The organism is Burkholderiales bacterium, from assembly GCA_015075645.1.
GTDB lineage: Bacteria > Pseudomonadota > Gammaproteobacteria > Burkholderiales > Casimicrobiaceae > VBCG01.
Window position 1 is genome coordinate 536,226 of record JABTUF010000002.1, and the last position, 24,963, is coordinate 561,188.

Below are 24,963 nucleotides of genomic sequence, written 5' to 3' on the forward strand. Positions count from 1 at the left end.
AACCACCACCGCCTGAAGCTGCAGCCCATGGCCCGGCGCGTCCCCGGCGACGGGGCGCGCGACGCCACGCCGCGTTCACCGCGGGCTACGCATGCCGTGCGGACGGGGACGACCGGCGGTGCGTCTCGGTGGACGCGGGTCCGGCTATGCCGGTGAGGCGTCGAGCACCCGCCACCGACCGTCGACGAGACCTTCGATCGGCCGGAACGAGGCCTTGTACGCCATCTTGGCGCTTTCGGCGATCCAGTAGCCCAGGTAGAGGTACGGCTGGCCGAGTTCGGCCGCGCGCCGGATCTGCCACAGGATGCTGTAGGTCCCGTAGCTCGTCGCCGTCGCTCCCGGCTCGAAGAACGTGTAGACCGACGAGAGGCCGTCGGCCAGCCGGTCGACGAGGCTCACGATCCGCAAATCCCGCCCTTCGCGGAACTCGACCAGGTCGGTGGCGACGTTGCTGTGGAGCAGGAAGTGCTGGTACTGCTCGCGGCTGTCCTGGTCCATGCCTCCGCCGGGATGGCGATGGCGCTGGTAGCGCAGGTACAGCGCGTAGTGCTCGGAGTCGTAGCCCAGTTCGCGCCGCGTCACCGTGAGCCCCGCGTGCGCACGCTGCACGCGACGCTGCGTCCGGTTCGGCCGGAACGACGCCACCGGCACGCGCACCGGCACGCACGCCCGGCAGTGGTCGCAGTACGGACGGTAGGTGAACGCGCCGCTGCGGCGAAAGCCGAGCCGGACGAGTTCGCCGTACACGCGCGTGTCGATCAGGTGCGACGGCGTGGCGACCTGCGAGCGCGCGAGCCGGTCCGGCAGGTAGCTGCACGGGTACGGCGCGGTCGCGTAGAACTGCAGCGACGCGAGCGGGAGGTCGTTGAGCTTGCTCACGGGGTCGTCGTGCCGTCGGTCGCCATCGTCCCCGCCTGCCAGGGGACCGGTGGCGCGTCGCAGTGTATCAACTGGGCGAGATGCGCCGCAAACGCGCGCCGGGCGATCGGCCGGGCGCCGAACGATGCGAGGTGGGCCGTCTGCTGCTGGCAGTCGACGAGCGGCACGCCGTCGCGCGCGAGCTTCCCGACGAGGTGGACGAGCGCGACTTTCGAGGCATCGGACTCCCGCGCGAACATCGACTCGCCGAAGAACACCCGGCCGAGCGCGATGCCGTAGAGCCCTCCCGCGAGCGTGTCCCCGCGCCACGCTTCGACCGAGTGCGCGTGGCCGGCGCGATGGAGCGCCGTGTAGGCACCGACCATCGCCGGCGTGATCCAGGTGCCCTGTTGCCCGGCGCGCGGTTCGGCGCAGGCTTCGATCACGCGCTCGAACGCGGTGTCGACGCGGATCTCGTATCGCCGTTCGCGCACGCGCCGCGCGAGCGAGCGCGACACGTGGAAGGCGTCGGTGAACAGCACCATGCGCGGGTCGGGGCTCCACCACAGCACCGGCTGGCCCTCGGAGTACCACGGGAAGATGCCCCGACGGTAGGCGGCGAGGAGGCGTGGCGCCGACAGCTCGCTCCCGGCGGCGAGCAACCCGTTCGGCGCCACGAGCGCGTGCTCGATCGGCGGGAAGGGATCGTCGGCGCGTAGCCAGATGGGCATGGGACGAAGGTGCGCTCGATCGAGCGGGTCAAGCCGTATCATGCGGCCATGCGCGATGGACCCGCACGCTCACGCTGCCCCTGGTGCGAAGGGAGCGCGGCCGAACGCGACTACCACGATCGCGAATGGGGCGTGCCCACGACCGACGAGGATGCGCTGTTCGAACTCCTGACGCTCGAAGGCGCGCAGGCCGGTCTCGCGTGGCGCACGATCCTCGCGAAGCGCGACGGCTACCGCAAGGCGTTCGCCGGGTTCGACCCGGCGCGCGTCGCGCGGTTCGATGCCCGCCGCATCGACCGCCTGGTCGCGGACCCGTCGATCGTACGCCACCGCGGCAAGATCGAGAGCGTCGTCGCCAATGCGAGGACGCTCGTGGCATTGCACCGCGCCGGGGGCTCGCTTCGCGCGCTCGTCTGGTCGGTCGTCGACGGCCTGCCGCGACAGCCGCGCTACGCGCCCGGCCAGCGGATCCCCGCACGCACCCCGCAGTCGGACGCGCTGGCGAGGCTCCTGGCGAAGCACGGCTTCCGTTTCGTCGGGAGCACGACCTGCCACGCGCTGATGCAGGCGGCCGGGCTCACCAACGACCACCTCCTCGACTGCTTCCGCCATGGCGAGGTCGCCGCCCTGGGTGCGCGCGCCGTGGCCATCCCGACGGGCCCCGCCGTCACGCCGGAGGCTGCGTGCGGGAGATCGCGCGCGTCGTCGGCGAGCGGAAGTCGCGCCGCCAGAGCACGACGAGGATGAGCCAGGTGAGCGCGGCGAACAGCGCCACGTGCAGGAACCAGCCCAGCGCCGCGAAGCCGAAGTAGTAGCTGCGCACGCCGCGGTTGAACTCGTCGCCGGCGAGCGTGTTGATGCGGGCGCACTTCTGCGCATGGTCCTCGAGTTCGTCGGGCGGGCGGGAGCGGTCGGGCGTCGCGCCGATCAGCGTCAGGAGCAGCGTGTACTGGCGGTGCGCCCAGGTGAACTTGAAATACGCGAACACGAACACGCCGATCAGCAGGAAGAGCTTCGCCTGGACCATCAGGCGCGACTGCCGCCCCGCGAACGGCAGGTCCTGCGCGAAACTCAGGATCGAGTCGAGCGCGCCGGCGGTCGCGATCAGCGCCGCGACGATGTAGATCGACGTGTTCGCGTAGAACGTCACGCTGTTGATCAGGTGACCGGTCAGCGCGGCGTCGAGGACCTTCTGGTCGCGCACCACCATCTGCCGCCCCCACTCGAGCCGCGCCTGGTGCATCAGCGCGCGCAGCCCGCGCGCGTGGTTCATCTCGCGGTCGGCGTAGAAGCTGTACCCGAACCACGCCGCCAGGAAGAACGCCAGCGCGAGCGCATCGGCGGGCGTGACCTGCAGGAGCAGCGGTTCGAGGGCTTGCACCGGAGGCTTCGGGGATGACGGGCGCCCGAAGTGTACGGTCCCGCGGCCGGTTTGTGCACGATGCACCGCGCCGTCCCGGAGGAAGGCGCCCGCTCCGGTAGAATCGCCCCCGCGCGCCCCGGTAGCTCAGTGGATAGAGCAGCCCCCTCCTAAGGGGCAGGTCGCACGTTCGATTCGTGTTCGGGGCGCCATCCGAAGGTCGGACGTTCGACCTCCGACGTTCAACGCTGCTCAGCAGCCCCCTTCCAGCGCCGGTGGACCCACCACCACTGCTCCGGATGGCGGACGACGAGGCGCTCGAGCGCGGCATTGCAGGCGCGCGTCACGGCGGCGACCTCGTCGCGCGGATCCTCGTTCGCGATCGGTTCGAGCGGACGCTCGAAGCGAAGCACGTGCGTGCCGTCGGTCTCGCGCCACGACGACGCCGGCATGATCGGCGCGCCGGTCGCCTGGGCGATGATCGCGAGACTGCGGAACGTGCCTGCGGGGTGGCCGAAGAAGTCGACGACGACCGCGTCTCGGCCGCGCGCATGCTGATCGAACGGGAACACGACGAGGTCGCCCGCTTCGAGGCGCCCGCACAGCGCATCGAGCGATCCGCGTTTCGGCAGCACGCCGAAGCCCGCGCGGACGAACCTTCGCGTGACGAGCGCCTCCAGCCAGCGCGGCTTGATCGCTCGCCGCACGAAGTGGAAGCGGCCGTACGCCTCCGGATACTTCTGCACGCCGGCGATCGTCGCGACCTCCCAGTTGCCGAAGTGGCCGGTCAGGATCAGGACGCCCTTGCCGCGCGCGTGCGTCTCCCACAACCCGCCGGGTTCGTCGAGGTTCTCGACCCGGACGAGCGCCTTCCGGGCCGCGGGCGAGAGCCACCGGAAGCGCAGGAACTCCCCGAGGAGGCGCGCGAGGTGCGCGTAATGCGCCTGCGCGATCCGCACGATTTCGGCCTCGCCGATGCGCCCGCCGTACACGCGACGCAGGTTTTCCAGCACGACTTCGCGCCGGAACGGGAGGAAGCGGTAGATGAACCGGCCGATCGCGGGGACCTCGAGCACCGCGCGCTCGCCCACCGCGACCGCGCTCGCGCGCGTCGCGTCGTGCGACATCGACAGTGCGATGCGCGCGATCCGGTAGCGACCCATCACCGTCTCCGCGACCGGGCTCGGCACGACCTGCGGCGCGCCGTAGGCGTCGCGCTCGACCGCGAAGTCCGCGGCGGCGATCGTCTCGAGCGCCGTCTCGCGCGGAAAGAGCTTGAGGCACGCCTCCTTCGCGGCGAAGCGTGCCGCGAGCGAGGCCGCGCGGCCGGGACCCTCGCCCGCGTCGGCGAGTTCGCGCGCCGAGAAGAGACGGGCCAGCGCAGCTTCGTCGTTGGCCTCGACGAGACGCGCGACGCGCGCGATCTCGATGGTGTCGATGCCGCAATGCTCGCCGGCCGGCGCGGCGGGAGCCTCGCTCGACATGCGCGGCCCGGGATCCGGCGCGTCAGGCGCGCTCGACCACGAGCGCCGCGTCGGTGCCCCCGAACCCGCGCGAGAGGACGAGCGCGATCCCGCTCCGGGACGTACGCGTCTCGCGCGCGACCGGCAGTGCCGCGAACTCGGGGTCGATGCGCTCGAGCACCGGGATGCCCGGCACGACGCCGCGGCCCAGCGCCTCGATCGCGAGCACGGTCTCGATCGCCCCGGCCGCCGCGATCAGGTGGCCGATCGCCCACTTGAACGCGGTCACCGGAGGCGCGTGCGCGCCGAACACGTCGAGGATGCCGCGCGCCTCGGAGCGGTCGGAGGCCGGAGTGCCGTTGCCATGCGCGACGATCATCCCGACCTCGCCCGCGGAGACGCCGGCCGAGTCCAGCGCCGCGCGGATCGCGCGCGCCGGTCCGTCGCCGTCGTCACGGATCGCGAGCAGTCCCTCGCTCTCGGTCGCGTGGCCCGCGCCCAAGACGCGGGCCAGCACCGGGGCGCCCCGCCGTTCCGCGGACTCCGCGGTCTCCACCACGACGGCGCCTGCGCCCTCGCCCATCAGGCTGCCGTCGCGCGACGCATCGAACGGCCGCAGCGACGACTTCGCGAGCAGCCCCGCGCCGTGGTAGTAGAAGACGTTCTGCGGCTCGATCGGCGTGTCGTGGCCGATGGCGACGGCGCGATCGGCCTCGCCGTTGGCGAGCCCCGCCGCGGCCTCCACGATCGCGAGCATGCCGCTGACGCTGTGGTTGGTGATGCAGGCGTTCGGCCCCTTGAGGCCGAAGCGGATGCCGACGTGGCAGAGCACGTTGTTCGGCAGCGACTTCAGGAGCCACATCGGGTTGACGCCGCTGCCGAGTTCGCGGCCGAACGCGGGGAGGTCCGCGCCGGTCTCGCCGATCAGCGGGAAGTAGTCGTACTGGTTCTGGAAGTTGCCGCCGCCGGAGCCCGCGTAGAGCGCCGTGCGCTCGGAGTAGCGCGCCGCATCGTCCTCGCCCAGGCCGTCGCGGTGCGCGGCGAGGCCCGACGCGCGCACCGCCTCCCCCGCCGCGTAGAGCCCGAACACGTCGGTGCGCCGGATGACCTTCAGGAGCTTGCGGTCGCCGGCGAGTGCTGCGGCGTTGTAGTCGGCGACTTCGGCGGCGATCGGCCGCGGGAAGTGCGTCACGTCGAACGAGGTGATCGGCGCGAGCGCGCTCCTGCCCGCGACCATCGCATCGACGATCTCCGCGGGCGAGCGGCCCGCTCCGCAGATCGCGCCCATGCCGGTCACGACGACCGCGGGGGTCATGCGGCCCCCTTCGCGTCGCGGGCCGCCGGCGGCAGATGCACGGAACGGGCCGGCGCGGCCGGATAGTCCGGGTGCCGGAACGCGAGGCTGCTGTTGCTGCCGCCGAATCCGAACGAGTTCGACAGCGCGACCCGCACCGGTTGCACACGCTCCCGCCCGGCGACGAGGTTGAGCGGGCAATCCGGGTCGGGGTGCGCGTAGTTGGCGTTGACCGGCAGCACGCCGTCGCGGATCGCGAGCGTGCACACGACCGCCTCCACCGCGCCGGCCGCCGCGATCAGGTGACCCATCGTGCTCTTGGTCGAACTGACCGGCACGCGCACGAGGTCGTCGCCGAACACCGCGCGCATCGCCGCACTCTCCGAGGCGTCGTTCATCGGCGTCGAGGTGCCGTGCGCGTTCACGTAGTCGACTTCCGCGGGCGTCGCGCCGGCGTCGGCGAGCGCCCAGCGCATCGCCTGGATCGGGCCGTCGCCCGACGGATGCGAATCGGTGATCCGGTACGACGAGAGCGAATTGCCGTCGCCGGCGAGTTCCGCGTAGATCCGCGCGCCGCGCGCCAGCGCGAGATCCCAGTCCTCCAGGACGACGAAGCCCGCGCCCTCGCCCAGCACGAAGCCGTTGCGCGTCGCGTCGAACGGCCGGCTCGCGCGCGCGGGCGCGTCGTTGTCGGCGGACACCGCGCCCAGCAGGCAGAAGCCGGCGAGCCCCACTGGATTGACCATCGAGTCGAATCCGCCCGCGAGCGCGCGGTCGACGCTGCCGCGGCGGATCATCTTGAGCGCCGTGCCGATCGCCTGGCCGCCCGACGCGCACGCCGTGTGCACCGAGGTCGCGTAGCCGCCGATGCCGAAGCGCCGGCCGAGGAGCGCGAGCCCCGCGGTCGTCTGGCTGCGGCAGAACACCATCGGATCGGCGCCGGTGTCGCTCGCGACGAGTCGCTCCGGGTCGACCGCTTCGCCGTCGCCGGCGGCGAGGCCGAGCGTCGAGAGTTCCGGCCAGGCCATGCCCATCATCCCGGTCCCGACCGCGAGGCCCCAGCGATCGCGTGTCGCCGCAGTCGGTCGCTCACTCGCGTCCGCCATCGCCTGGTCGGCCGCCGCGAGCGCGAAGGCGTGCGCGCGATTGGCGAACTTGAGGAGCCGCCGGTCGTCGATGACCGCACGCGGATCGAATCCCTTGACCTCGGCCGCGATGCGGGTCGAGAACCCCGACGCGTCGAAGATCGTGATCGGCGCCCCCTGGCTCCGCCCGGCGCGCAGCGTGGCCCAGGTCGACGCGACGTCGTTGCCGGCGGGCGTCACGAGCCCGATGCCCGTGATCGCCACCCGGCGCTTCGCGGTCATCGGTCGCGCTCCAGGCGCACGCGCGCGGTGGCGGCGGGACGGCCGTCCATCTTCGCGACCACGCGCGCCGACAGCGGATCGTCGCGGTCGACGTCGACGGCCACCGCGAGCGTCGCGCCCGGCGGCATGAACACGCGCACCTTGACGTCCTGCATGCCGACCACGCGATGACGGTCGCCGGCCATGCGCGCCGCCGCGTTCCCCAGGGCGTCCATCAGCAGCGTGGCCGGGAACACCGGCTTGCGCGGAAAGTGGTCGGTGAAGAACGGAGCGCCTGCGGGAATCGCGAGGTGCCCGCGAAGGCTGCTGCCCTCGTCGATCGTCTCGGCGGCGACCGCGGGCGCGTCGACGCCCGCGAATCGGTCCGGTGGCGCGCCCGGGCCGGTGAGCGTCGCGAAGTCCGAACGCAACGCGTCCGGCGCGTCGAACTCCTCGCTGGGCAGCATCGGACCGAGCGCATGTTCGAGGACCAGCGCGACCTCGCCTCCGACCGACGCCCTTCCGTGGTAGGCCACGTCGCTTCCGGTCGCGCTCTCCATGTCGACCTCGAGTTCGAGCGTGTCGCCCGGGCCGAACGGACGGCAGTACCGCGTCCCGCCGGCGAGCCCGGCGACCGGACGCATCCGGAAGTCGAACGCGCTCATCGCGGCCCAGGCGGCGAGCTGGCCGAGCGCCTCGGCCGCGAGGCTCGCGGGAAAGCGCGACGCGCCGGCGGGGACCGTGTAGCGGCCGCGCACCGGGGCGCCCGGCGCGTGCGCTTCGATGCGATCGACGAACGAGAACGCGCGGAAACGCCCGGCCATCGTGTTCCGGAGGCGATCAGCCCGGCGTGCCGGAGCGCTGTGCGCGGATCACGAGCTTGCAGAACGTCTCGGCCGTGAAGAGGCGCGGGATCTCCGCGACCTTGAGCGGGGTGCGGAAACGGTCGGCGGGGACCTCGGACAGGAACGCCTTGAGCTGGGCGAGTCCACGGTCGGTCACGATGCCCTTCTGCTCGAACTCGGCCTCGGACAACGCGCCGCGCGAGTCCTCGACGATCTTGCCGCGGGGGATCTTGATCTTGAACGCGCGCTCCAGCCGGAACACGAGGTCGAGGAAGTCGATCGACTCCGCGCCGAGGTCGTTGATGAGCGAACTCGAAGGCTCGACCTCGCCCTCGTCGCACCCGAGCGCGTCCGCGATGGTCGCCGAGACCTGCGGATAGACGGCGTCGATGTCCTGCTGCGTGATGGTGTTGTCGGCCATGGTGTTCACTCCATCTTGAATCCGCCGTCGACGTGCAGCACGGTGCCGGTCACGTAGCTCGCGCGGTCCGACGCGAGGAACCACACCGCGTCGGCGATCTCGCCCGCCGTTCCGTAGCGCCGCAGCAGGATGCGCTTTTTCGCCTCCTCGCCCGCGAGTTCGCGCACGTCCTTCGACATCTCGGTATCGATCACTCCCGGTGCCACCGCGTTCACGCGGATGCGCCGCGGACCGAGTTCGACCGCCAGCGCCCGCGTGAATGCCTCGATCGCTCCCTTGCTCGCCGCGTAGTTCGACTGGCCGCGCCCGCCGCGCGTCGCGGCGACCGAACTCAGGTTGACGATGCAGCCGGACCGGCGCGCGGTCATGTGCGGCGCCACCGCGCGGGTCACGTTGAACAGTCCGGTGACGTTGGTCTCGAGCACGGTGCGCACGTCGTCCGGCTCGAGCGCGACCAGCAGGTTATCACGGATCACTCCGGCGTTGTTCACGAGGACGTCGATGCGCTCGCAGCGCTCGATCACGCGCTCGACCGCCTGCACGCAGGCGTCCGGATCGCGCACGTCGACGCGGTCGGCGGCGACCTGCCTCCCGGCGGCGCGCGCCGTGTCGACGACCTCGCGCGCGGCCTCGTCGCTCGTCGCGTAGAGGAACGTCACGTCCATCCCGTCGGCGGCCAGCCGTTCGACGATCGCGCGGCCGATGCCGCGGCTCCCGCCGGTCACGAGCGCGGTCCTGCCGGCGAGTCCCGAGGGCACGCTCATCCGGACACCGCGAATCCGCCGTCGACGAAGAGCGTCGTGCCGTTGATCTTGTCGGCTTCCGGCAGACAGAGCAGGTAGATCGCGTCGGCGACGTCGGATGGGGCGAGCGTCGGCCCCGCGGGCGTGCGCGCCGCGTACTCGGCGAGGAGCGCATCCCGGTTGGGAAAGTAGCCGAGCGCGTCGGTGTCGACGACCCCGGCATTGACCGTGTTCACGCGGATGCCCGCGGGCCCCAGTTCCTGCGCGAGCGAGCGCACGAGCGCCTCGAGCGCGGCCTTCGAGGCTCCGACGAACCCGTAGTTCGGGATCGCTCGGTAGGCGCCGAGGCTCGACAGCGCGACGATGCGCCCGCCGTCCTTCATCCGGGGCGCGGCGTGCTGGGCGAGGAGCGCCAGCGCGAACGCGTTGATCTCCATGCACCAGCGCCAGTGCTTGAGCTTCATCTCCATCGCCGGCTTCAGCACCCCGGACGCGGCGTTGGACACGACGATGTCGAGACGCGGGAACGCGGCATCGAAAGCAGCGAACATCTCGTCGACGCTCTGTGGATCGCCGACGCTGCCCTGGATCGTCGCCGCGACGCGGCCGAGCGCGCGCACCTCGGTGGCGAGCGCTTCCGCGTCGTCGTGGCTGTTGTAGTAGTTGATCGCGACGTCGGCGCCCGCGCGCGCGAGCTTCAACGCGGTGGCACGGCCGATACCGCGCGCGCCTCCGGTGACGAGCGCGGTCTTGCCTGCGAGCGTAAGGTTCATCGACGGGACGGGCCGGGAGGCGCTGCGGTCGCGTGGGCCGTCATTCTAGGGCCTTCCCGCCCGGCCGCCCGCGACGGGTTTACCAACCCGGCCGCCTCCAATCGCCGGCCGGACGCGAGGTCGCGCTGGGCGCGCACCACGCGCTTCAGTTCGAGCACCCAGTGCCGCTTGACGCTGTGCCAGACGTCTGCCGCCCAGATCGTGCTGCCGCGGGCGGCTTCCGGCGGATCCTCGGGGGTGGGCGCACGTCCCGGAACATAGGACTCGATCCAGGCGCGCAGGCGGGGGTCCTGCAGGAGATCGGCCGTGACCGGGGCGAGCACGTGACTGGTGTCCGCGGGCAGCGCGACGTTGCGCACCTTCGCGGTGCCGGCGGCCACGTACGGGTTCGCGAACCGGGTCCCGGGGAAGGTCATCGCAAAGGGATCGAATTCGATGTCGAAGCCGGTGAATTCGACGACCGTGTCGGGAATCGTGCGCAGCGCCGGGAAGTCGTCCCACTGGTTGGGGAGGATGAACGACCAGCCCCCCGCGCCGAGCGCCGAAGCGTACGCCACCACCAGGCCGATCACCGGCCGGGCGCTGCCGGAGAACGGGTCGACGATGGTGTCGCGTGGTTCGGCCGCATCGGTCAGCGGATTCCAGACGGCGAGCGACGAGCGGTAGACGCCGGCGAGTTCCCTCAGCACCTTCACGACGTAGAGACCGCCCTGGCTGTGGCCGACGATCATCGGGCGCATCGCGTCCTGCTCGTACTGCCAGGCGGCGATGCCCGCGAGCCTCGGCGTGTAGGCGTAGGGACTGTACGACCAGTCGCCGTTGCCGGGATCGCGGATCCGCGTCTCCGGATAGCCCATGCCCGCGAGGAAGGTGCCGAACGAGGTCATCGCGAGGTACACCGGATAGACGCCGCCGTGGATCAGCATGATCCGCGGCGCAGGCGCCCCGGCGAGCACCTGCGCCACGTCGTCCGCGCTCACATGCTCTGGGTCGAGCGCGAGGATGCGATCGCCGAGTTCGCGCTCGATGCGCTGCGAGGAGAGCGCCGCGAACTCGCCCGGCCGCGGCTCGATCGGTTGGATCGGGAACGGCGGACTGGCCGCGCAGCCCGCGACCAACCACGCGGCGACGAACGCCCATGCGAGCGTTCGGGGGATGGCGACCCGGATCATGACAAGTGCTGGAGGGAGGCGACGAGCCGGTCGAGCGCAGCGCGCGCTTCCGGCTCCGCGACGACGGCGGGGCGGAAGGATACACCAAGCTCGAGCGAAGCCCCGGTGAACGTCGCGGCGACGACGATCGGCGCGAGCGGTCCGGTCGACACGCCGCGGCGGTAGCCCTCCGGACACCGACCCGCCTGCGGCGCCATCGCGTCCCACAGGCCGGGGAGCGACAGCGAGGTGACACCGGCCCACACCGGGTAGTGCTTCGCGAACAGCGAATCACGCATGTCGTCGCGCACCACGCGCCAGGCGAGCCCGGACAGCGCGATCGCGAGGAGCGAGCGCAGGTAGCGGCGCTTCGCGCGGACGTCGCGACTCTCCGCGTGCATCGCGCGCACGACGTCGTCCAAAGGCGCGCCCGCCGGATCGCGGTACGCCGCCCGGAACGACGACAGGAACTGGCCGAACACGCGCCCGGCCGGTCCCGCGCAGTCGCGGCGGATGTTGACGATCGACGCGACGCCGATCTCGTAGCGCCTGGCGCCGGGGGCGGGCTCCGGCCGCAGCGGCGCGACCGCCCGCGCCACCGCCGCCATCAGCACGTCGTTGCGGGTCGCGGCGCAGCGCTTCGCGACGCCGGCCATGCGCTCGACCGCGGCGGCGTCGAGGCTCGCCGTCAGGAACGCGTTGCGGCCGTCGCGTATCTCGAGGCCCGGCGCGCGCCGCGCCCGTTTCGCGCGCGCGGCGAGCCTTGGCAGGAGCGCCGCGGCCTCGACGCACCGCCAGGGGTGCCGGAGCACGAGACGCCGGTAGCGCGCCGGATGGCGCTCGAGGCGCACGGGCGGCGGCCCGCCGAGATAGCCCGCGCAGATCGCCCCCAGCAATGCCGCCGCCGAATCGCCGCCCGCGATCAGGTGGTCGTAGGCGAGCACGAGCCAGAACGCATCGACGTCGACGACGACGTGGAAGCGGAACGGGCAGTAGCCGCCGTCACGCGGAAACGCGGCTTCGAGCGTGCGTTCGATCGTCGCGCGCAGCGATTCGTCGACGGACGGAGCGGACCGCACGACGTCGAGCGCGACCTCGGCGGCTCCACCGCTCCACTCGTAGCGACCGCGCCGAGCATCGAGGACGTATCCGGCGAGTCCGGCCGCCTCCAGGGTCGCCGCGACCGTGCTGCGCAGCCTCGCCTCGTCGAGCGGCGCGTCCACGCGCGCCGCGTGCGCCGCGTTGTACGGATGGCGCGACCGCCACCGCAGCATCGTCGCCTGGAACAGGTTCAGCGCGCCGCGCATGTCAGTTCCGCGACCGGAGCGGCTGGGCCGCGCGCGCCGCCTCGTCGCACCACGCGCGCTTGATGTCGTACCACAGTTCCGCGGCGAGCATCAGGTTCGACGTGTCCGCCTCGGCGGGTTCGCGCGCATCGCTTCCCGGCCGGTAGTGCTCGATGAACTCGCGCGTCGCGCGCTCGCGCGCGAGATGCGCGGTCAGCGGCGCGCCGATGTGGCTCGTCGCCGCGGGCAGCACGACGTTGCGGACCCGCGCGCTGCCGATCGCCCGGTAGGGGTCTTCGTCGCCGGCGAACGAACCGGCGATCGGATCGAATGGAATCGTGAAGCCGGTGAACCGACGAACGCTGTCCGGAATCTCGCGCAGCACCCGCGCGAGTTCGAACTGCCCGCGCAGGTAGCGCGGCAACCGCCCGGTGGCGATCGCGGCGGCATAGGGGAGTCGCAGGTCCGTCACGCGAATCGCATCGCCGCTCAACGGATCGACGATGGCATCACGCGCCTCCGCGAGGCCGGTGCGCGGATCGACGACCGGGAGATCCCGACCGGCGAGACCCGCGAGCGCGCGCAGCGTGTCGATCACCACGCCACCGCCCTTGCTGTGGCCGACGAGCATCGGCCGCACGCCGTCGCGTTCGACCTGCCAGGCGAGCATGCCGGCGAGGACGCGGCCGTCGAGATCGCTGTCGGTGGTCAACTCGCCGGTGCGCGGATCGGCGAGCTGGCGCGCCGGGTAGCCCATCGCGGCCAGGAACTCGCCCAACGGCGCCATCGTCACGATGCCGAGCGAGCCCTGCAGCAGCACGATCCGCGGGGCGCGGTCGGCGGGGAGCGCCGCCGCGGCGAAGCGCTCCGGCCGCGCGCAATCGGGCAGCGGCGCCGCGTCCGCACAGGACCACGCCGGCACGCATGCGAGCACCGCGGCGACGATGCTAGCGGCTCGCGAACAGGCGCGGCAGGAAGCGGCCGGTCGAGCGGAGGTACGCGGCATACACCTCGCCGTGCGCCGCGAGGAGGTGGCGCTCCTCGTTGCGCGCCTTCAGGTGGAGGAGCGTGACGTTCACGAGCGCGACGGCGATCATCGGGACGGTCGGCAGCACGACCGCGCACGCGGCGACGAGCAGGATCGACAGCGCATAGATCGGGTGGCGGATCGAACGGTACATGCCGGTGGTGACGAGTTCGGTGCGCTCGCCGGGCGTGACCGCCATGCGCCAGCTCTTGCCCATGCGCTTCCAGCACTCGATCGTCGCGACGAGCGCCACGACGGCGACGATCCCCGCGAGGCCGCGCAGGTTCGCGTAGACGCCCTCGCGCGCCCACGCCGGCACCGACAGTTGCGGCGCGCGGCTGTGGCCGGCGATCATCGGCAGCGCCATCCAGAGCACGACCATCGGCACCCAGACGAACCACATCGCCTGCTCGAGCTTCTGCTGGGGGACGACGCCGGCGAACCGGCGGGTCCGGCGGCGCACGCGCCACGACATCGCGCCGACGATGAACCAGTAGATCCAGACGGACGCGGTGGCGGCGGTGAGTGGAAGGTCGTCCATGGGCGCCGCGGGTGCGGTCGACGCGAGCGGCCCGATTGTACCGTCGGCGAGCGGTGCGGCCTGCGCCCACGGCTCCGCGGCCTCGCCTATAATCGTGCGCCCCGCCGGGGCTCGCCCCGCGTTCAGGGAGTCCGATCCGTTGTCCACCGTCCGCTACCGCATCGCGCCGCGCGATCTCCGCGCGCACCTCTTCACGATCGAGTGCACGGTCGACGATCCGGACGGGGGCGGCCAGCGCTTCGTGCTGCCGACCTGGACGCCGGGAAGCTATCTGATCCGCGAGTTCGCGCGGCACGTCGTCGCGGTGCGCGCGAACGCGAACGGGGCACCGCTGCGCATCGCCAAGATCGCGAAGGACACCTGGCAGGTCGCCCCGGCCAGGGGTCCGGTCACGGTCGCGATCGACGTGTACGCGTTCGACCTGTCGGTGCGCACCGCCTACCTCGACGCGAACCGCGGCTTCTTCAACGGGTCCGCCGTGTTCCTCGCGCCCGAAGGCCGGGCGCAGCTTCCGTGCGAAGTCGAGATCGTCGCGCCCGACCACGCGGCCGGCGCGCGCTGGCGCGTGGCGACCACGCTGCCGCGCGACGGCGCCGCGCCGTGGGGTTTCGGACGCTACCGCGCCTCGAACTACGACGAGCTGGTCGACCATCCGGTCGAGATGGCCGACTTCCGCCACCTCGCGTTCGAGGCCGGCGGAGCGACGCACGACCTGGTCGTGAGCGGTCGCGTCGACTTCGACCACGCGCGCCTCTCCCGCGACCTCGCGCGCATCTGCCAGTGGCAGTGCGACCTCTTCGGCGGCGCGCCGTCGTCGCGCGCGCCGTTCGACCGCTACCTGTTCCAGGTGGCCGCCGTCCCCGACGGCTACGGCGGCCTCGAGCACCGGACGAGCACGAGCCTCGTCTGCGCGCGGCGCGCCCTGCCCTCGCGCGCGGTCGAGCGCATCGGCGACGAGTACCGCTCGTTCCTCGGGCTCGCGAGCCACGAGTACTTCCACCTGTGGAACGTCAAGCGCATCAAGCCGGCGGCGTTCTCGCCCTACGACCTCGCGCGCGAGGCGTACACGCGGCAGCTCTGGGCGTTCGAGGGCATCACGTCGTACTACGACGACCTCGCGCTCGTCCGCTCGGGCGTGATCGACGAGGCGAGTTACCTCGAACTCGTCGGGCGCACGCTGACCTCGGTGCTGCGCACGCCGGGCCGGCGGCTCCAGAGCGTCGCCGAGGCGAGCTTCGACGCCTGGATCAAGTTCTACCGGCAGGACGAGAACACGCCGAACGCGAACGTCAGCTACTACGCCAAGGGCGCGCTCGTCGCGCTCGCGCTCGACCTCACGCTGCGCGGCCGGGGCGCCTCGCTCGACGCGCTGATGCGCGCGCTGTGGCAGCGCCATGGCGTGACCGGCACGGGCGTGCCGGAGGACGGATGGCGGCGGCTCGCCGCGGAACTCGGCGGCCCCGACCTCGGGGCCTTCTTCGACGCGTACGTCGATGGCACCGACGAGTTGCCGCTCGACGGTCTCCTGGCCGAGCACGGCGTGAAGCTCGCGCTCCGTCCGGCCCAGGGCGCGAAGGACAAGGGTGGCACGCCCGGCAACGGCGAGCCGCCGGGGGCATCGCTCGGTGTCGCGCTCGCCGGAGACCTGCGGCTCCAGCACGTGTACCGCGGAGGCGCGGCGGAAGGCGCCGGGCTCGCGGCAGGCGACGTGCTGGTGGCGCTGGACGGCGTGCGGGCGTCCGCCGACCGGCTCGAAGCGTACGCGCGCGACGGTCGTCCCGGCGATCGGCTTCCGGTCCACGCGTTCCGTCGCGATGAACTCTTCGAGACGGAACTCGTCCTCGCGAAGCCGGCGGAGGACACCGCGTGGCTCGCGCTCGACCCCGGCGCCGGCGGCGACGCCGCCTCGCGTCGACGCGCGTGGCTCAACGGCGGCTGAGTCCCGTGCACCGGGCCCGTCGTCCATCGACGGACGCCGCGGACGAGCGCAGCTCCCGGCGAGCGCGTCAGGCGCGCACCGCGGGGTTGAGCGAGTAGCGGCCGGTGACCTTCGCTTCGGCGAGCACGTGGCCCCCCATCGCGCGGCGGACCTCGGCGAGGCCGAAGCGCCCCTCGACCGCGAGCCGGTCGACCGACAAGGCGAAGACCGTGAACGCGTAGTGGTGCACGATCGCGTCGTTCCACGGCGGACAGGGGCCGTCGTAGCCGTGGTAGTCGCCCGCCATCGCCGGGTCGCCCGCGAACCAGCCGGTGTAGTCGTTGATCCCCTGTCGTGCCCCGTGCTTCGCCGCGGGGCCGGGCTTGCCGCGCGCGGTCACGCCGTCGGAGTACTCGCCGCGCGCGATCGCGCTGAGCGAGCCCGGCAGGTCGATGAGGACCCAGTGGCAGAAATCGACCCGCGGCAGCGACGCGGGCACCACGCGCCCTTCACGGTTGACGTCGTCGCCGCGCGAGGGCACGTCCGGATCGATGCACAGGATCGCGAAGGATCGCGTGCCGGAGGGTGCGCCGCTCCAGGCGAGGTCGGGATTGCGGTTCGACGAGAGCGCGACATGCGTCGTCGCGTCCGGCCTCCCGAATGCGAACTCGGCGGGAATCGCGCCGCCGTCGGCGAATGCGGTCGTGGCGAGCTTCATCGTCGTTTCCTCCGGGTGGTTGGCCCGCTCCTCCGGGCGCTCGTCAACGCGACGGGGCCTGTCGCCTGCCCTCGCCGCCTTTCGGCGCGGCGCCGCGCAGCGCCTCGAGCGATGCCTTCTGCAACTCCATCGTCTTGATGCTCATCTGCAACATCGACAGGCTCATCGCGAGCCAGTTCTCGATGACGCGCAACTCCCCCAACTTCCGCTCGACTTCCGCGGGATCGAGCGTCGCGAACATCATCGCGGGGTTGGGGAACGGCATCGCTCCTGCGACCGGCGCGGGCGCCGCGGTGGGCGTCCCGGGCGGCGCGAACCCGGGTATCGGGACGCCGAGCGGATTCCACATCCGCTGCATGAACTCGAACGCCTGCTGGGGCGTCGGCAGGCCCGGCGGGGGCGCTGGGTCGTGGGGATTCGCGGTCATGGCGGCTCCGGGCGTCGTCGAGGTGGCCTTCGGCTGATATGCTCGCGCATGGCCGATGGCGGCGCAACCTTGCTCTCGAGGCTCGCAACGATCGTCGGTGGCGCGAACCTGCTCGCCGCGACGGCGGACGTCGCGCCCTACGTGACCGACTGGCGCGGCCGCTACCGCGGCGCCGCGCTCGCGGTGGTGCGGCCATCGTCGACCGCCGAAGTAGCCTCCGTCGTGCGCGCCTGCGCCGCAGCGGGCGCGCCGGTCGTGCCGCAAGGCGGCAACACCGGGCTGTGCGGCGGCGCCACGCCACGCGAGCGCGGCGACGAGGTCGTCGTCTCGCTCGCCCGCATGAACCGGGTCCGGTCGGTCGACGCCGACAACGCGACGCTGACCGTCGAGGCCGGCGCCACGCTCGCCGCCGTGCAGACCGTGGCGCAGGAGGCCGGCCTCGCGTTTCCGCTGTCGCTCGCCTCCGAGGGCTCCTGCACGATCGGCGGCAACCTCGCCACCAACGCCGGCGGCACCGCCGTGCTGCGCTACGGCAATGCGCGTGCCCTCGTGCTGGGCGTGGAGGTGGTGCTCGCCGACGGCAGCGTCCTCGACCTCCAGCGCTCGCTGCGCAAGGACAACACCGGCTACGACCTGAAGCACCTGTTCATCGGCGCCGAGGGCACGCTCGGCATCCTGACCGCGGCGGTCCTCGCGCTCCACGCCGCGCCGCGTACACGAACGACCGCGCTCGCCGCGCTCGCGAGCGTGGCCGATGCGGTGCGCCTGTTGCGCCGCGCGAAGCAGGCGCTCGGCGACCGGCTGGTCGGATTCGAACTGATGAGCGACATCGCGCTCGGCCTCTCGCGCAAGCACCATCCGGGCACGCCCGACCCGCTGCCCGGCCATCCGTGGTACGCGCTCCTGCAGGCCGACGACAGCGCCGAGGATCCGCGGCTCGCGGAACGCGTCGAGGCGATGCTCGCCGACGCGATCGAACGCGGCGAGGCGCGCGACGCCGCGGTGGCGCGCTCCGGAGCGCAGGCCGCGGCGATGTGGTCGGCGCGCGAGAACATCTCGGAGGGGCAGCGGCGCGAAGGCCCCAACCTCAAGCACGACATCGCGTTGCCGGTGTCGGCCATCCCCGGCTTCCTCGATGAGGCGGAGCGAAGGCTCGCGGCCGCGTTCCCGGGCGTGCGCTTCGTGGTCTTCGGTCACCTGGGCGACGGCAACCTGCACTACAACCTCTCGGCGCCCGAGGGGACGGAGCACGCGTCGTTCATCGCCCCCGCGAACCTCGAGCGCGCGCAGCGGATCGTGCACGACCTCGTCGCCGCCCGCGGGGGGTCGATCTCGGCCGAGCACGGCATCGGCCAGTTGAAGCGCGCGGAACTCGTCCGCACCAAGGCGCCGTTGGAAATCGCCGTCATGAAGCGAATCAAGGCGGCGCTCGACCCCGCGGGTATCCTCAACCCGGGAAAGGTGCTGTGATCCTGACATGGGCCGGCTGATCTTCTGGATCGTTCTCGCCTTCGTCGTGCTCCTAGCGGTGCGCCTCTACTCGTCCGCGCAGGCGAAGAAGCGGCGCGGAGAGGACGCCGCGCGCGGCATCGGAGGGCCGATGGTGCGCTGCACGAACTGCGGGGTGTTCCTGCCGCGCGCGGACGCGGTCGAGGCCACGGACGGCTTCCGGTGCCGGGAACCCGGCTGCCTGCCGCGATCGTAACGCCCCTGCGCCATGCCCGATCCCGCGCCGGCGATTCCCCCGTTCGAGCCCCCGCCGATGCCCGCGTCGGTCACCGACTCGGGGCGCCGCATCCTGTGGATCATCGGGCTCTACCGCGCGGTGTGCGGCGCGGCGCTCTTCGGCATCGCGCTCCTCATCGACCTCAAGGGCGTCGGCGCGATCGCGCCCAACGCGTTCATCACCGGCACCGCGCTCTACTTCATCTTCGGGCTCGCGGCGTTCGCGTGGGTGCAGATGGACCGGCTGCCGCTCGCGCTGCCGCACCTCGCGCTCGCGCTGCTCGCCGGCGACATCTTCTTCCTGTCGCTCGTGATCGCCGCGGGCGGCAACACGGTGGCGCCGATTCCGATCCTGCTGTTCCCGCAGCTCGCCGCGAGCGGCTGGCTCCTGCGCACGCAGACCGCGTTCTTCCACGCCGCGCTGGCGAGCGTCGCGCTGCTCGGGCTCGACATCTGGCGCGCGATCGAAGGCAGCATCGGCGGCGCGCAGATCGTGCAGACCGGCATCGTCGGCTTCGGCTACTTCGCGACGGTGGGCATCGCCGTCGCGCTCGGCCGCTACACCAAGGCCTCCGAGGACCTCGCCGCGCAGCGCGGCATCGACGTCGCGAACCTGGAGCAGGTCAACCGCCTCATCATCCAGGACATGCAGGACGGCGTGCTGGTCGTCGACCTGAACGGCGTCGTCCGCGGCCACAACGCGCAGGTCACGCGCCTCCTGGGGGGGTTCGGCCGGATGCGCGGCGGCATGCGGCTCGCCGAGTTCAGCGCCACGCTGCACGACTACTGGCGCCGCTGGCAGGACGACTTCACGATCCCGCTGCCCCCGTTCAAGGTCGAGGTGACGCAGCGGCTGCTCCGCGTCCGTCTGGTGCGCATCGGCTCGGGCTTGAACGGCGGCACGCTGATCTATCTCGAAGACCTCGGTCGCGCCCAGACCGAGGCGCAGCAGATGAAGCTCGCCGCGATGGGCCGGCTCACCGCGTCGATCGCGCACGAGGTGCGCAATCCGCTGTCCGCGATCAACCAGGCGGCGCAGCTCCTCGAGGAGGACGGCACCGTCGCGCCCGAGGGCCAGCGTCTGCTCGGCATGATCCGCAACAACACCAAGCGCATCGACCGCATCGTCGGCGAGGTGCTGCAGTTGAACCGCCGCGACCGCCAGCAGCCGGAAACCATCGCGCTGGGCGAGTTCCTCCGTTCGCTCGTCGACGAGATCGTGCAGGCGGAGCACATTCCGGCGGGCAGCGTCCAGATCGTCGTGCCCGACGACCTGGTCGTGATCTTCGACCGCGGCCACTTCAACCAGATCGTCTGGAACCTCGTGCGCAACGCCTGGCAGCACTGCCAGAAGTCCTCGGCGAGCGTCCGGCTGTCGGCGCGCGCCGGATACATGGGCGACGCGGTGATCCTCGAACTCGCCGACGACGGGCCGGGCATCCCGGCCGAGCTGCGCGCCCAGATCTTCGAGCCGTTCTTCACCACGCGCCCGGGCGGCACCGGACTCGGCCTGTACATCGCGCGCGAACTCGCCGACGCGAACGGCGCGACGCTCGAGCTCCTGCCGAAGTCGCCCGGCGCGCAGTTCCGCATGACGCTCAAACGTGCTTCGACGGCCGCGTTCGCGCCGGCGAACTGAACCAGGGGAGGATAACGTGAACCGCAGAGTCCGCACCCAACCGAAGGTGCTCGTCGTCGACGACGAGCCCGACCTGCTCGAGCTCCTCGAGCTCACGCTCTCCCGCATGGGGCTCGACACCGAGCGCGCGTCGACCGTCGCCGAGGCGATCGCCCAGCTCGACCGCGAGAGCTTCGACCTGTGCCTCACCGACATGCGGCTTCCCGACGGCGAGGGCTTGCGCGTGGTCGAGCACATCCACGAGCGTGGCCTCGACGTGCCGGTCGCGGTGATCACCGCGTTCGGCAGCGCCGAGAACGCGGTCGCCGCGCTCAAGGCGGGCGCGTTCGACTACCTCGCGAAGCCGGTGGCGCTCGAACAGCTGCGGGCGCTGGTGAAACAGGCGTTGAAGGTGCCCGACAAACAGCCCTCCGGCGCGAGCGCCGCCGCCACGCCGCTCCTCGGGCAGTCCGCCGCGATCGAGCAGGTGCGCGGCCTGATCGAGCGGCTCGCGAAGAGCCAGGCACCGGTGTTCGTCAACGGCGAGTCCGGCAGCGGCAAGGAACTCGCCGCCCGCATGATCCACCACGGCGGGCCGCGCGCCGCGCAGCCGTTCATCGCGGTGAACTGCGGCGCGATTCCCGAGCAGTTGATGGAGAGCGAGTTCTTCGGCTACCGCAAGGGCGCGTTCACCGGCGCGGACGGCGATCGCGACGGCTTCTTCCAGGCCGCGAACGGCGGAACGCTGTTCCTGGACGAGGTCGCCGACCTGCCGCTCGCGATGCAGGTGAAGCTCCTGCGCGCGATCCAGGAGAAGAAGGTCCGCAAGGTCGGCTCCACCGCCGAGGATCCGGTCGACGTGCGCATCATCAGCGCCACGCACAAGAAGCTCGCCGCGCTCGTCGATTCCGGCGCGTTCCGGCAGGACCTGTTCTACCGGCTCCACGTCATCGAACTCGCGATGCCGCCGCTGCGCGAGATGCAGGAGGACATCCCGCTCATCGCCAACGCGATCCTCGCGCGGCTCGCGCGCGGGCAGCCGGCGAAGCTCGAGCCCGACGCGCTCGCCGCGCTCGAGCGCTACGCGTTCCCGGGCAACGTGCGCGAACTCGAGAACATCCTGGAGCGAGGGCTGTCGCTCGCGGCGGATCCGCAGCACATCACCGCATCCGCATTGCACCTGACGCCGAGCGAGGACGAGGAGGACGCGGGCGTTCCGCCCGGAGAGAAGTGGCCGCTGCAGGACTACCTGGACCGCGTGGAGCGCCAGGCGATCAACGAGGCGCTCGAGAAGACGCGCTTCAACCGGACCGCCGCCGCGAAGCTCCTCGGCATCACGTTCCGGGCCATGCGCTACCGGATGGAGCGGCTGGGCATCAAGTGAACCGCGCGGCCCGTGGCGGGCGCGCGGAGGCAGCCGCCCCGCAGCCCGCCTATCGACGCGAGCGCGCCCGATCGCGCTTGGGGTCGCGCGGCTGCGAACTCATCTGCCCCATCACGGTCGTCGGATCCTCGTTCGCACGCATCTCCGCGCGGGTCGTCCGGCGATCCTTCGGCTTCGATTTGCGCAACCGTTCGTCGCGCGTGCGGGTGTACGCCTGCAGGCTGCGGCGGCGGCGCACGATCATCGTCCGCACGGCGACGAGCCCGGCGACGAGCGCGACCAGCACGGGAAGCCCGACGGCGAGGTCCATCCGTGCATTGTCGCATCGCCGAGCGCCGCGCGAAACGGGGACGGCGGCGGCGACCATCGCGGGCATTGCCGCATGACCGCGTCGCGCGACTTCGACCCGGCGGGCTGGCTCGCCGGTGCCCGCCGCGTTCCGTCGCCCAACGCCGACGAACGGCCTCCCGGCACCGAGGTCACGCTCGTGGTGATCCACGGCATCTCGCTTCCGCCCGGGGCGTTCGGGGGTGACGCCATCGATCGCCTCTTCACCAACCGCCTCGATCCCGCCCTCCATCCGGCCTTCGCCGCGGTCGCCTCGCTGAGGGTCTCGGCGCACTTCCTGATCCGCCGCGACGGTGCGCTCGTCCAGTTCGTGCCCTGCGCGATGCGGGCGTGGCATGCAGGCGTGTCGCGCTGGCGCGACCGGGAGCGCTGCAACGACTTCTCGATCGGCATCGAACTCGAGGGCACCGACGAGCGGCCCTACACCGCCCGGCAGTACCTGCGGCTCGCGGCCCTCGTCCGCCGCATCCGACGGCGCTGGCCGGCGGTCGAACTCGCCGGCCACAGCGACATCGCCCCGGGCCGCAAGACCGATCCCGGCCCGGCGTTCGACTGGGCCCGGCTCCGGACCCTCCTCGCCGCCTGACCCGGCCATGCGGGGCACGCCTGTGCCGTCCGTCGACCCGTTATAATGCTCGATTCCCCGGACGCGCCCCGGCGGCGCGCCCGGACCCCATGCAGCTCCTCGCCGACTACTTCCCGCTGATCCTGTTCTTCGTCGCGTACAAGGCGCAGGGCATCTACGCGGCCACGGCCGTGGCGATCGTCGCGTCCATCGGGCAGATCGCGTATTTCGCCTGGAAGCGGCGCATCTCCGCGGTGCACTGGCTCTCGTTCGCGATCATCGTCGTGTTCGGCGGCGCGACGCTCCTGCTGCAGGACGAGACTTTCATCAAGTGGAAGCCCACGGTGCTCTACGCGCTCTTCGGCCTGGTGCTCGCGGTGGGCAAGCTCGCGTTCCGGCGCGACCTGATCGCGGGCCTGCTCAAGGACGTGTCGCTGCCCGCGTCCGTCTGGTCGGCGGTGACCTGGTCCTGGGTCGGGTTCTTCGCGGCAATGGCGTTCGCCAACTGGTACGTCGCGTTCCATTTCCCGACCGACACCTGGGTCAATTTCAAGGTCTGGGGCGGCATCGGACTGGTCCTCGCGTTCGCGATCGCCCAGGGCCTCTGGCTCGCCCGGCACATGCAGGAAGTCCCCGCGCGCGAGGAGGCGCCGCATCGATGACCGCGCCGGACATCGCGCGCGCGATCGCCGAGCGGCTCGAACCGCTCGCCCCGGTGCATGTCGCGCTCGACGACCAGAGCGCCGCCCATGCGGGCCATGCCGGGGCGGCCGGCGGCGGCGGGCACTTTTCGCTGCTGGTCGTGTCAGAGGCGTTCACCGGGGCGGGGAGCCTCGCCCGGCACCGCCGCGTGATGGACCGGCTCTCCGACCTCTTTCCCCATCCGGTGCATGCGCTCTCGATCCGCGCCTGCACCCCCGACGAATACTTCACGTCCCACGAAAGGACCGTTCGATGACCCGTACCACGATCGCGCTCGCCGTCATGGCCGCGCTCGCCCTGCCTGCCGCCCACGCCCAGGCGCCCGCCGCGCCGAAGGCCGCCGCGGCGAAGGCCGCCGACTCCGGCAAGGCGCTCTACCCGCAGTCGACCTTCGATGCGGTGCTGAAGGACCGCGTGGCCCAGGGCCAGCCGGACTCGCCGGAACTCCGCGCGCTGATCCGCGAGGAACTCAACACGCGCGAACTCCTCGCCCGCGAAGCCCGCAAGAAGGGCCTCGACAAGTCCGCCGAAGTGAAGTCGCAGATGGACCTCGCGTCGCAGACCGTGCTCGTGCGCGCCTACGTCGCGGACTGGGTGAAGAACAATCCGATCCCGGAAGCCGACCTCCGCAAGGAATACGACGCGATCAAGAACCAGATCGGCGACAAGGAGTACAAGGTCGCGCACATCCTGGTCGACAACGAGCAGGATGCGAAGGACGTCATCACCGAACTGCAGAAGGGCGCCAAGTTCGCCGATCTCGCCAAGGCGCGATCGAAGGATCCGGGCTCGAAGGACAAGGGGGGCGACCTCGACTGGAACGCGCCGGCGAACTTCGTGAAGCCGTTCTCCGACGCGATGGTGAAGGCCGAGAAGGGCAAGTTCACGCCGCAGCCGGTGCAGACGCAGTTCGGCTGGCACGTGATCCTCGTCGAGGACGTCCGCGCCGCCAAGGTGCCCTCGTTCGACGAGGTGAAGCCGCAACTCGCGCAGCGCATGCAGGCGCAGCACCTCGACAAGTACTTCCGCGAGCTGCGCGCCAAGAACGGCGTCTGATCCCGCGGGAGCGCGGCATCGACGGGGCCGGCCCTTCGGGCTCCGCCCCGTTTTCCTTGCGGCCCCGGCCTGCGGCGCTGACCGGAGCGTCAGTCCCCGCCCGCGGAGCGTTCGATGGTATCGTTCGCGCTGGCCGCGGCCGCAGCGCCAGCCTTACGGGGCAGCGCGACGATTTCGCCGCGCGCAACGGGAGGACGTGCATGTCGATGATCCGCAATCCGAAGGAGTTCGGCTCGGGCTGTCTGTTCGCGCTCGCCGGACTCGCCGCGATCCTGATCGGATACGCCTACCCGGTGGGAACGGCGGCGCGCATGGGGCCGGGGTACTTCCCGCGCGCGCTCGGGATGATCCTGGTGGTGCTGGGCGCCGCCCTGATCGTGAAGGGATTGCGCACGCAGGGGGCGCGCATCTCGACCCCCACGCTGCAGCCGATCGCGATCGTGCTCGGCAGCGTCGTCCTCTTCGGAGTCACCGTCGTCCCGCTCGGCCTCGTCCTCGCGACGATCCTGCTCGTCGTGGCGTCGAGCGTCGCGAGCCACGAGTTCCGCTGGAAGGAGGCGCTGATCGCCTCGCTCGTGCTGGCGGTGTTCGTGGTCGTGGCGTTCACCTGGGGGCTCCAGTTGCAGTTGCCGACCTGGCCGCGGTTCATCACGGGAGCGTGAC

Annotated in this window: 28 protein-coding genes and 1 tRNA gene; 12 read left to right on the forward strand and 17 right to left on the reverse strand. The window is 71.8% G+C overall.

Going from position 1 to position 24,963, the window contains the following annotated elements:
* Positions 1–144 precede the first annotated feature (144 nt).
* Both HS109_05915 and HS109_05920 read right to left on the reverse strand, forming a co-directional pair.
* Entirely contained in the window at positions 145–879 is a 735-nt protein-coding gene (locus HS109_05915) for an arginyltransferase (protein MBE7521906.1), read from the reverse strand.
* Positions 876–1,589 (reverse strand): leucyl/phenylalanyl-tRNA--protein transferase, encoded by a 714-nt coding sequence (locus HS109_05920; GenBank protein MBE7521907.1) that lies wholly within the window; start codon positions 1,587–1,589, stop codon positions 876–878. The genes HS109_05915 and HS109_05920 overlap by 4 nt, the downstream gene beginning before the upstream one ends.
* Before the next feature lie 48 nt (positions 1,590–1,637).
* Here HS109_05920 and HS109_05925 point away from each other — a divergent pair, with 48 nt between their 5' ends.
* Positions 1,638–2,336, forward strand: a complete 699-nt coding sequence (locus HS109_05925; GenBank protein ID MBE7521908.1) for a DNA-3-methyladenine glycosylase I — start codon at positions 1,638–1,640, stop codon at positions 2,334–2,336.
* Here the strand turns inward: HS109_05925 and HS109_05930 are convergent.
* Complete coding sequence (locus HS109_05930; GenBank protein MBE7521909.1) at positions 2,257–2,952, reverse strand: DUF599 domain-containing protein; 696 nt, start codon at positions 2,950–2,952, stop codon at positions 2,257–2,259. The genes HS109_05925 and HS109_05930 overlap by 80 nt on opposite strands.
* 133 nt (positions 2,953–3,085) lie before the next feature.
* Between HS109_05930 and HS109_05935 the strand changes: the two genes are divergently transcribed.
* Positions 3,086–3,161 (forward strand) — tRNA-Arg (locus tag HS109_05935).
* 30 nt (positions 3,162–3,191) lie between these two features.
* On the opposite strand, the gene HS109_05940 is transcribed toward HS109_05935, so the two are convergent.
* The 11 genes from HS109_05940 to HS109_05990 are packed head-to-tail and all read right to left on the reverse strand — an operon-like array spanning position 3,192 to position 13,839.
* Entirely contained in the window at positions 3,192–4,433 is a 1,242-nt protein-coding gene (locus HS109_05940; protein MBE7521910.1) for a 4'-phosphopantetheinyl transferase superfamily protein, read from the reverse strand.
* A gap of 22 nt (positions 4,434–4,455) precedes the next feature.
* Positions 4,456–5,727, reverse strand: coding sequence for a beta-ketoacyl-[acyl-carrier-protein] synthase family protein (locus tag HS109_05945; protein MBE7521911.1), 1,272 nt, complete (start codon positions 5,725–5,727; stop codon positions 4,456–4,458).
* Positions 5,724–7,073: a beta-ketoacyl-[acyl-carrier-protein] synthase family protein gene (locus tag HS109_05950; protein MBE7521912.1), complete on the reverse strand. Its 1,350-nt coding sequence runs from the start codon at positions 7,071–7,073 to the stop codon at positions 5,724–5,726. Before HS109_05950 ends, HS109_05945 begins: the two co-directional genes overlap by 4 nt.
* Positions 7,070–7,876 (reverse strand): hypothetical protein, encoded by an 807-nt coding sequence (locus tag HS109_05955; GenBank protein MBE7521913.1) that lies wholly within the window; start codon positions 7,874–7,876, stop codon positions 7,070–7,072. Before HS109_05955 ends, HS109_05950 begins: the two co-directional genes overlap by 4 nt.
* A gap of 16 nt (positions 7,877–7,892) precedes the next feature.
* Positions 7,893–8,318, reverse strand: coding sequence for an acyl carrier protein (locus HS109_05960; protein MBE7521914.1), 426 nt, complete (start codon positions 8,316–8,318; stop codon positions 7,893–7,895).
* 5 nt (positions 8,319–8,323) lie between these two features.
* Positions 8,324–9,082, reverse strand: a complete 759-nt coding sequence (locus HS109_05965) for a 3-oxoacyl-ACP reductase FabG (GenBank protein ID MBE7521915.1) — start codon at positions 9,080–9,082, stop codon at positions 8,324–8,326.
* A complete protein-coding gene (gene fabL, locus HS109_05970) occupies positions 9,079–9,834 on the reverse strand; it encodes an enoyl-[acyl-carrier-protein] reductase FabL (protein MBE7521916.1) in 756 nt (251 codons plus the stop codon). The genes HS109_05965 and fabL overlap by 4 nt, the downstream gene beginning before the upstream one ends.
* Complete coding sequence (locus HS109_05975) at positions 9,831–11,006, reverse strand: hypothetical protein (GenBank protein ID MBE7521917.1); 1,176 nt, start codon at positions 11,004–11,006, stop codon at positions 9,831–9,833. Before HS109_05975 ends, fabL begins: the two co-directional genes overlap by 4 nt.
* Positions 11,003–12,292, reverse strand: coding sequence for a hypothetical protein (locus tag HS109_05980; protein ID MBE7521918.1), 1,290 nt, complete (start codon positions 12,290–12,292; stop codon positions 11,003–11,005). The genes HS109_05975 and HS109_05980 overlap by 4 nt, the downstream gene beginning before the upstream one ends.
* A 1-nt stretch (position 12,293) precedes the next feature.
* Positions 12,294–13,205 (reverse strand): hypothetical protein, encoded by a 912-nt coding sequence (locus HS109_05985; protein MBE7521919.1) that lies wholly within the window; start codon positions 13,203–13,205, stop codon positions 12,294–12,296.
* Positions 13,206–13,218: 13 nt separating this feature from the next.
* A complete protein-coding gene (locus HS109_05990; GenBank protein ID MBE7521920.1) occupies positions 13,219–13,839 on the reverse strand; it encodes an isoprenylcysteine carboxylmethyltransferase family protein in 621 nt (206 codons plus the stop codon).
* Between HS109_05990 and HS109_05995 the strand changes: the two genes are divergently transcribed.
* Positions 13,838–15,778: a M61 family metallopeptidase gene (locus HS109_05995; GenBank protein ID MBE7521921.1), complete on the forward strand. Its 1,941-nt coding sequence runs from the start codon at positions 13,838–13,840 to the stop codon at positions 15,776–15,778. The genes HS109_05990 and HS109_05995 overlap by 2 nt on opposite strands.
* A 67-nt stretch (positions 15,779–15,845) precedes the next feature.
* Here HS109_05995 and HS109_06000 read toward each other — a convergent pair whose 3' ends face one another.
* Positions 15,846–16,475 carry a YbhB/YbcL family Raf kinase inhibitor-like protein gene (locus HS109_06000; protein ID MBE7521922.1) on the reverse strand — a complete coding sequence of 210 codons (630 nt, stop codon included), beginning with the start codon at positions 16,473–16,475 and terminating at the stop codon, positions 15,846–15,848.
* A 43-nt stretch (positions 16,476–16,518) separates the two neighbouring features.
* Positions 16,519–16,902, reverse strand: a complete 384-nt coding sequence (locus HS109_06005; protein MBE7521923.1) for a hypothetical protein — start codon at positions 16,900–16,902, stop codon at positions 16,519–16,521.
* 48 nt (positions 16,903–16,950) lie between these two features.
* On the opposite strand from HS109_06005, the gene HS109_06010 reads away from it, so the two are divergent.
* The 4 genes from HS109_06010 to HS109_06025 are packed head-to-tail and all read left to right on the forward strand — an operon-like array spanning position 16,951 to position 21,629.
* Positions 16,951–18,372 (forward strand): FAD-binding oxidoreductase, encoded by a 1,422-nt coding sequence (locus tag HS109_06010; protein MBE7521924.1) that lies wholly within the window; start codon positions 16,951–16,953, stop codon positions 18,370–18,372.
* 7 nt (positions 18,373–18,379) lie between these two features.
* The gene (locus HS109_06015) at positions 18,380–18,607 is read left to right on the forward strand and encodes a hypothetical protein (GenBank protein MBE7521925.1); all 228 of its coding nucleotides are present in this window, start codon (positions 18,380–18,382) and stop codon (positions 18,605–18,607) included.
* Positions 18,608–18,619: 12 nt separating this feature from the next.
* Positions 18,620–20,266: a HAMP domain-containing histidine kinase gene (locus HS109_06020; protein ID MBE7521926.1), complete on the forward strand. Its 1,647-nt coding sequence runs from the start codon at positions 18,620–18,622 to the stop codon at positions 20,264–20,266.
* A gap of 46 nt (positions 20,267–20,312) precedes the next feature.
* Positions 20,313–21,629: a sigma-54-dependent Fis family transcriptional regulator gene (locus tag HS109_06025; protein MBE7521927.1), complete on the forward strand. Its 1,317-nt coding sequence runs from the start codon at positions 20,313–20,315 to the stop codon at positions 21,627–21,629.
* Positions 21,630–21,678: 49 nt separating this feature from the next.
* Here the strand turns inward: HS109_06025 and HS109_06030 are convergent, their stop codons facing one another.
* Entirely contained in the window at positions 21,679–21,939 is a 261-nt protein-coding gene (locus tag HS109_06030; protein ID MBE7521928.1) for a hypothetical protein, read from the reverse strand.
* Positions 21,940–22,011: 72 nt separating this feature from the next.
* Here HS109_06030 and ampD point away from each other — a divergent pair, with 72 nt between their 5' ends.
* From ampD to HS109_06055, 5 genes are all read left to right on the forward strand, one after another.
* On the forward strand, positions 22,012–22,563 hold the full coding sequence (gene ampD / locus HS109_06035; GenBank protein MBE7521929.1) for a 1,6-anhydro-N-acetylmuramyl-L-alanine amidase AmpD: 552 nt from the start codon (positions 22,012–22,014) through the stop codon (positions 22,561–22,563).
* Positions 22,564–22,652: 89 nt separating this feature from the next.
* A complete protein-coding gene (locus HS109_06040; protein MBE7521930.1) occupies positions 22,653–23,204 on the forward strand; it encodes a septation protein A in 552 nt (183 codons plus the stop codon).
* Complete coding sequence (locus tag HS109_06045) at positions 23,201–23,500, forward strand: BolA family transcriptional regulator (protein ID MBE7521931.1); 300 nt, start codon at positions 23,201–23,203, stop codon at positions 23,498–23,500. The genes HS109_06040 and HS109_06045 overlap by 4 nt, the downstream gene beginning before the upstream one ends.
* Positions 23,497–24,300, forward strand: a complete 804-nt coding sequence (locus tag HS109_06050; protein ID MBE7521932.1) for a peptidylprolyl isomerase — start codon at positions 23,497–23,499, stop codon at positions 24,298–24,300. Before HS109_06045 ends, HS109_06050 begins: the two co-directional genes overlap by 4 nt.
* 200 nt (positions 24,301–24,500) lie before the next feature.
* Positions 24,501–24,962: a tripartite tricarboxylate transporter TctB family protein gene (locus tag HS109_06055; protein MBE7521933.1), complete on the forward strand. Its 462-nt coding sequence runs from the start codon at positions 24,501–24,503 to the stop codon at positions 24,960–24,962.
* Position 24,963: the final 1 nt, after the last annotated feature.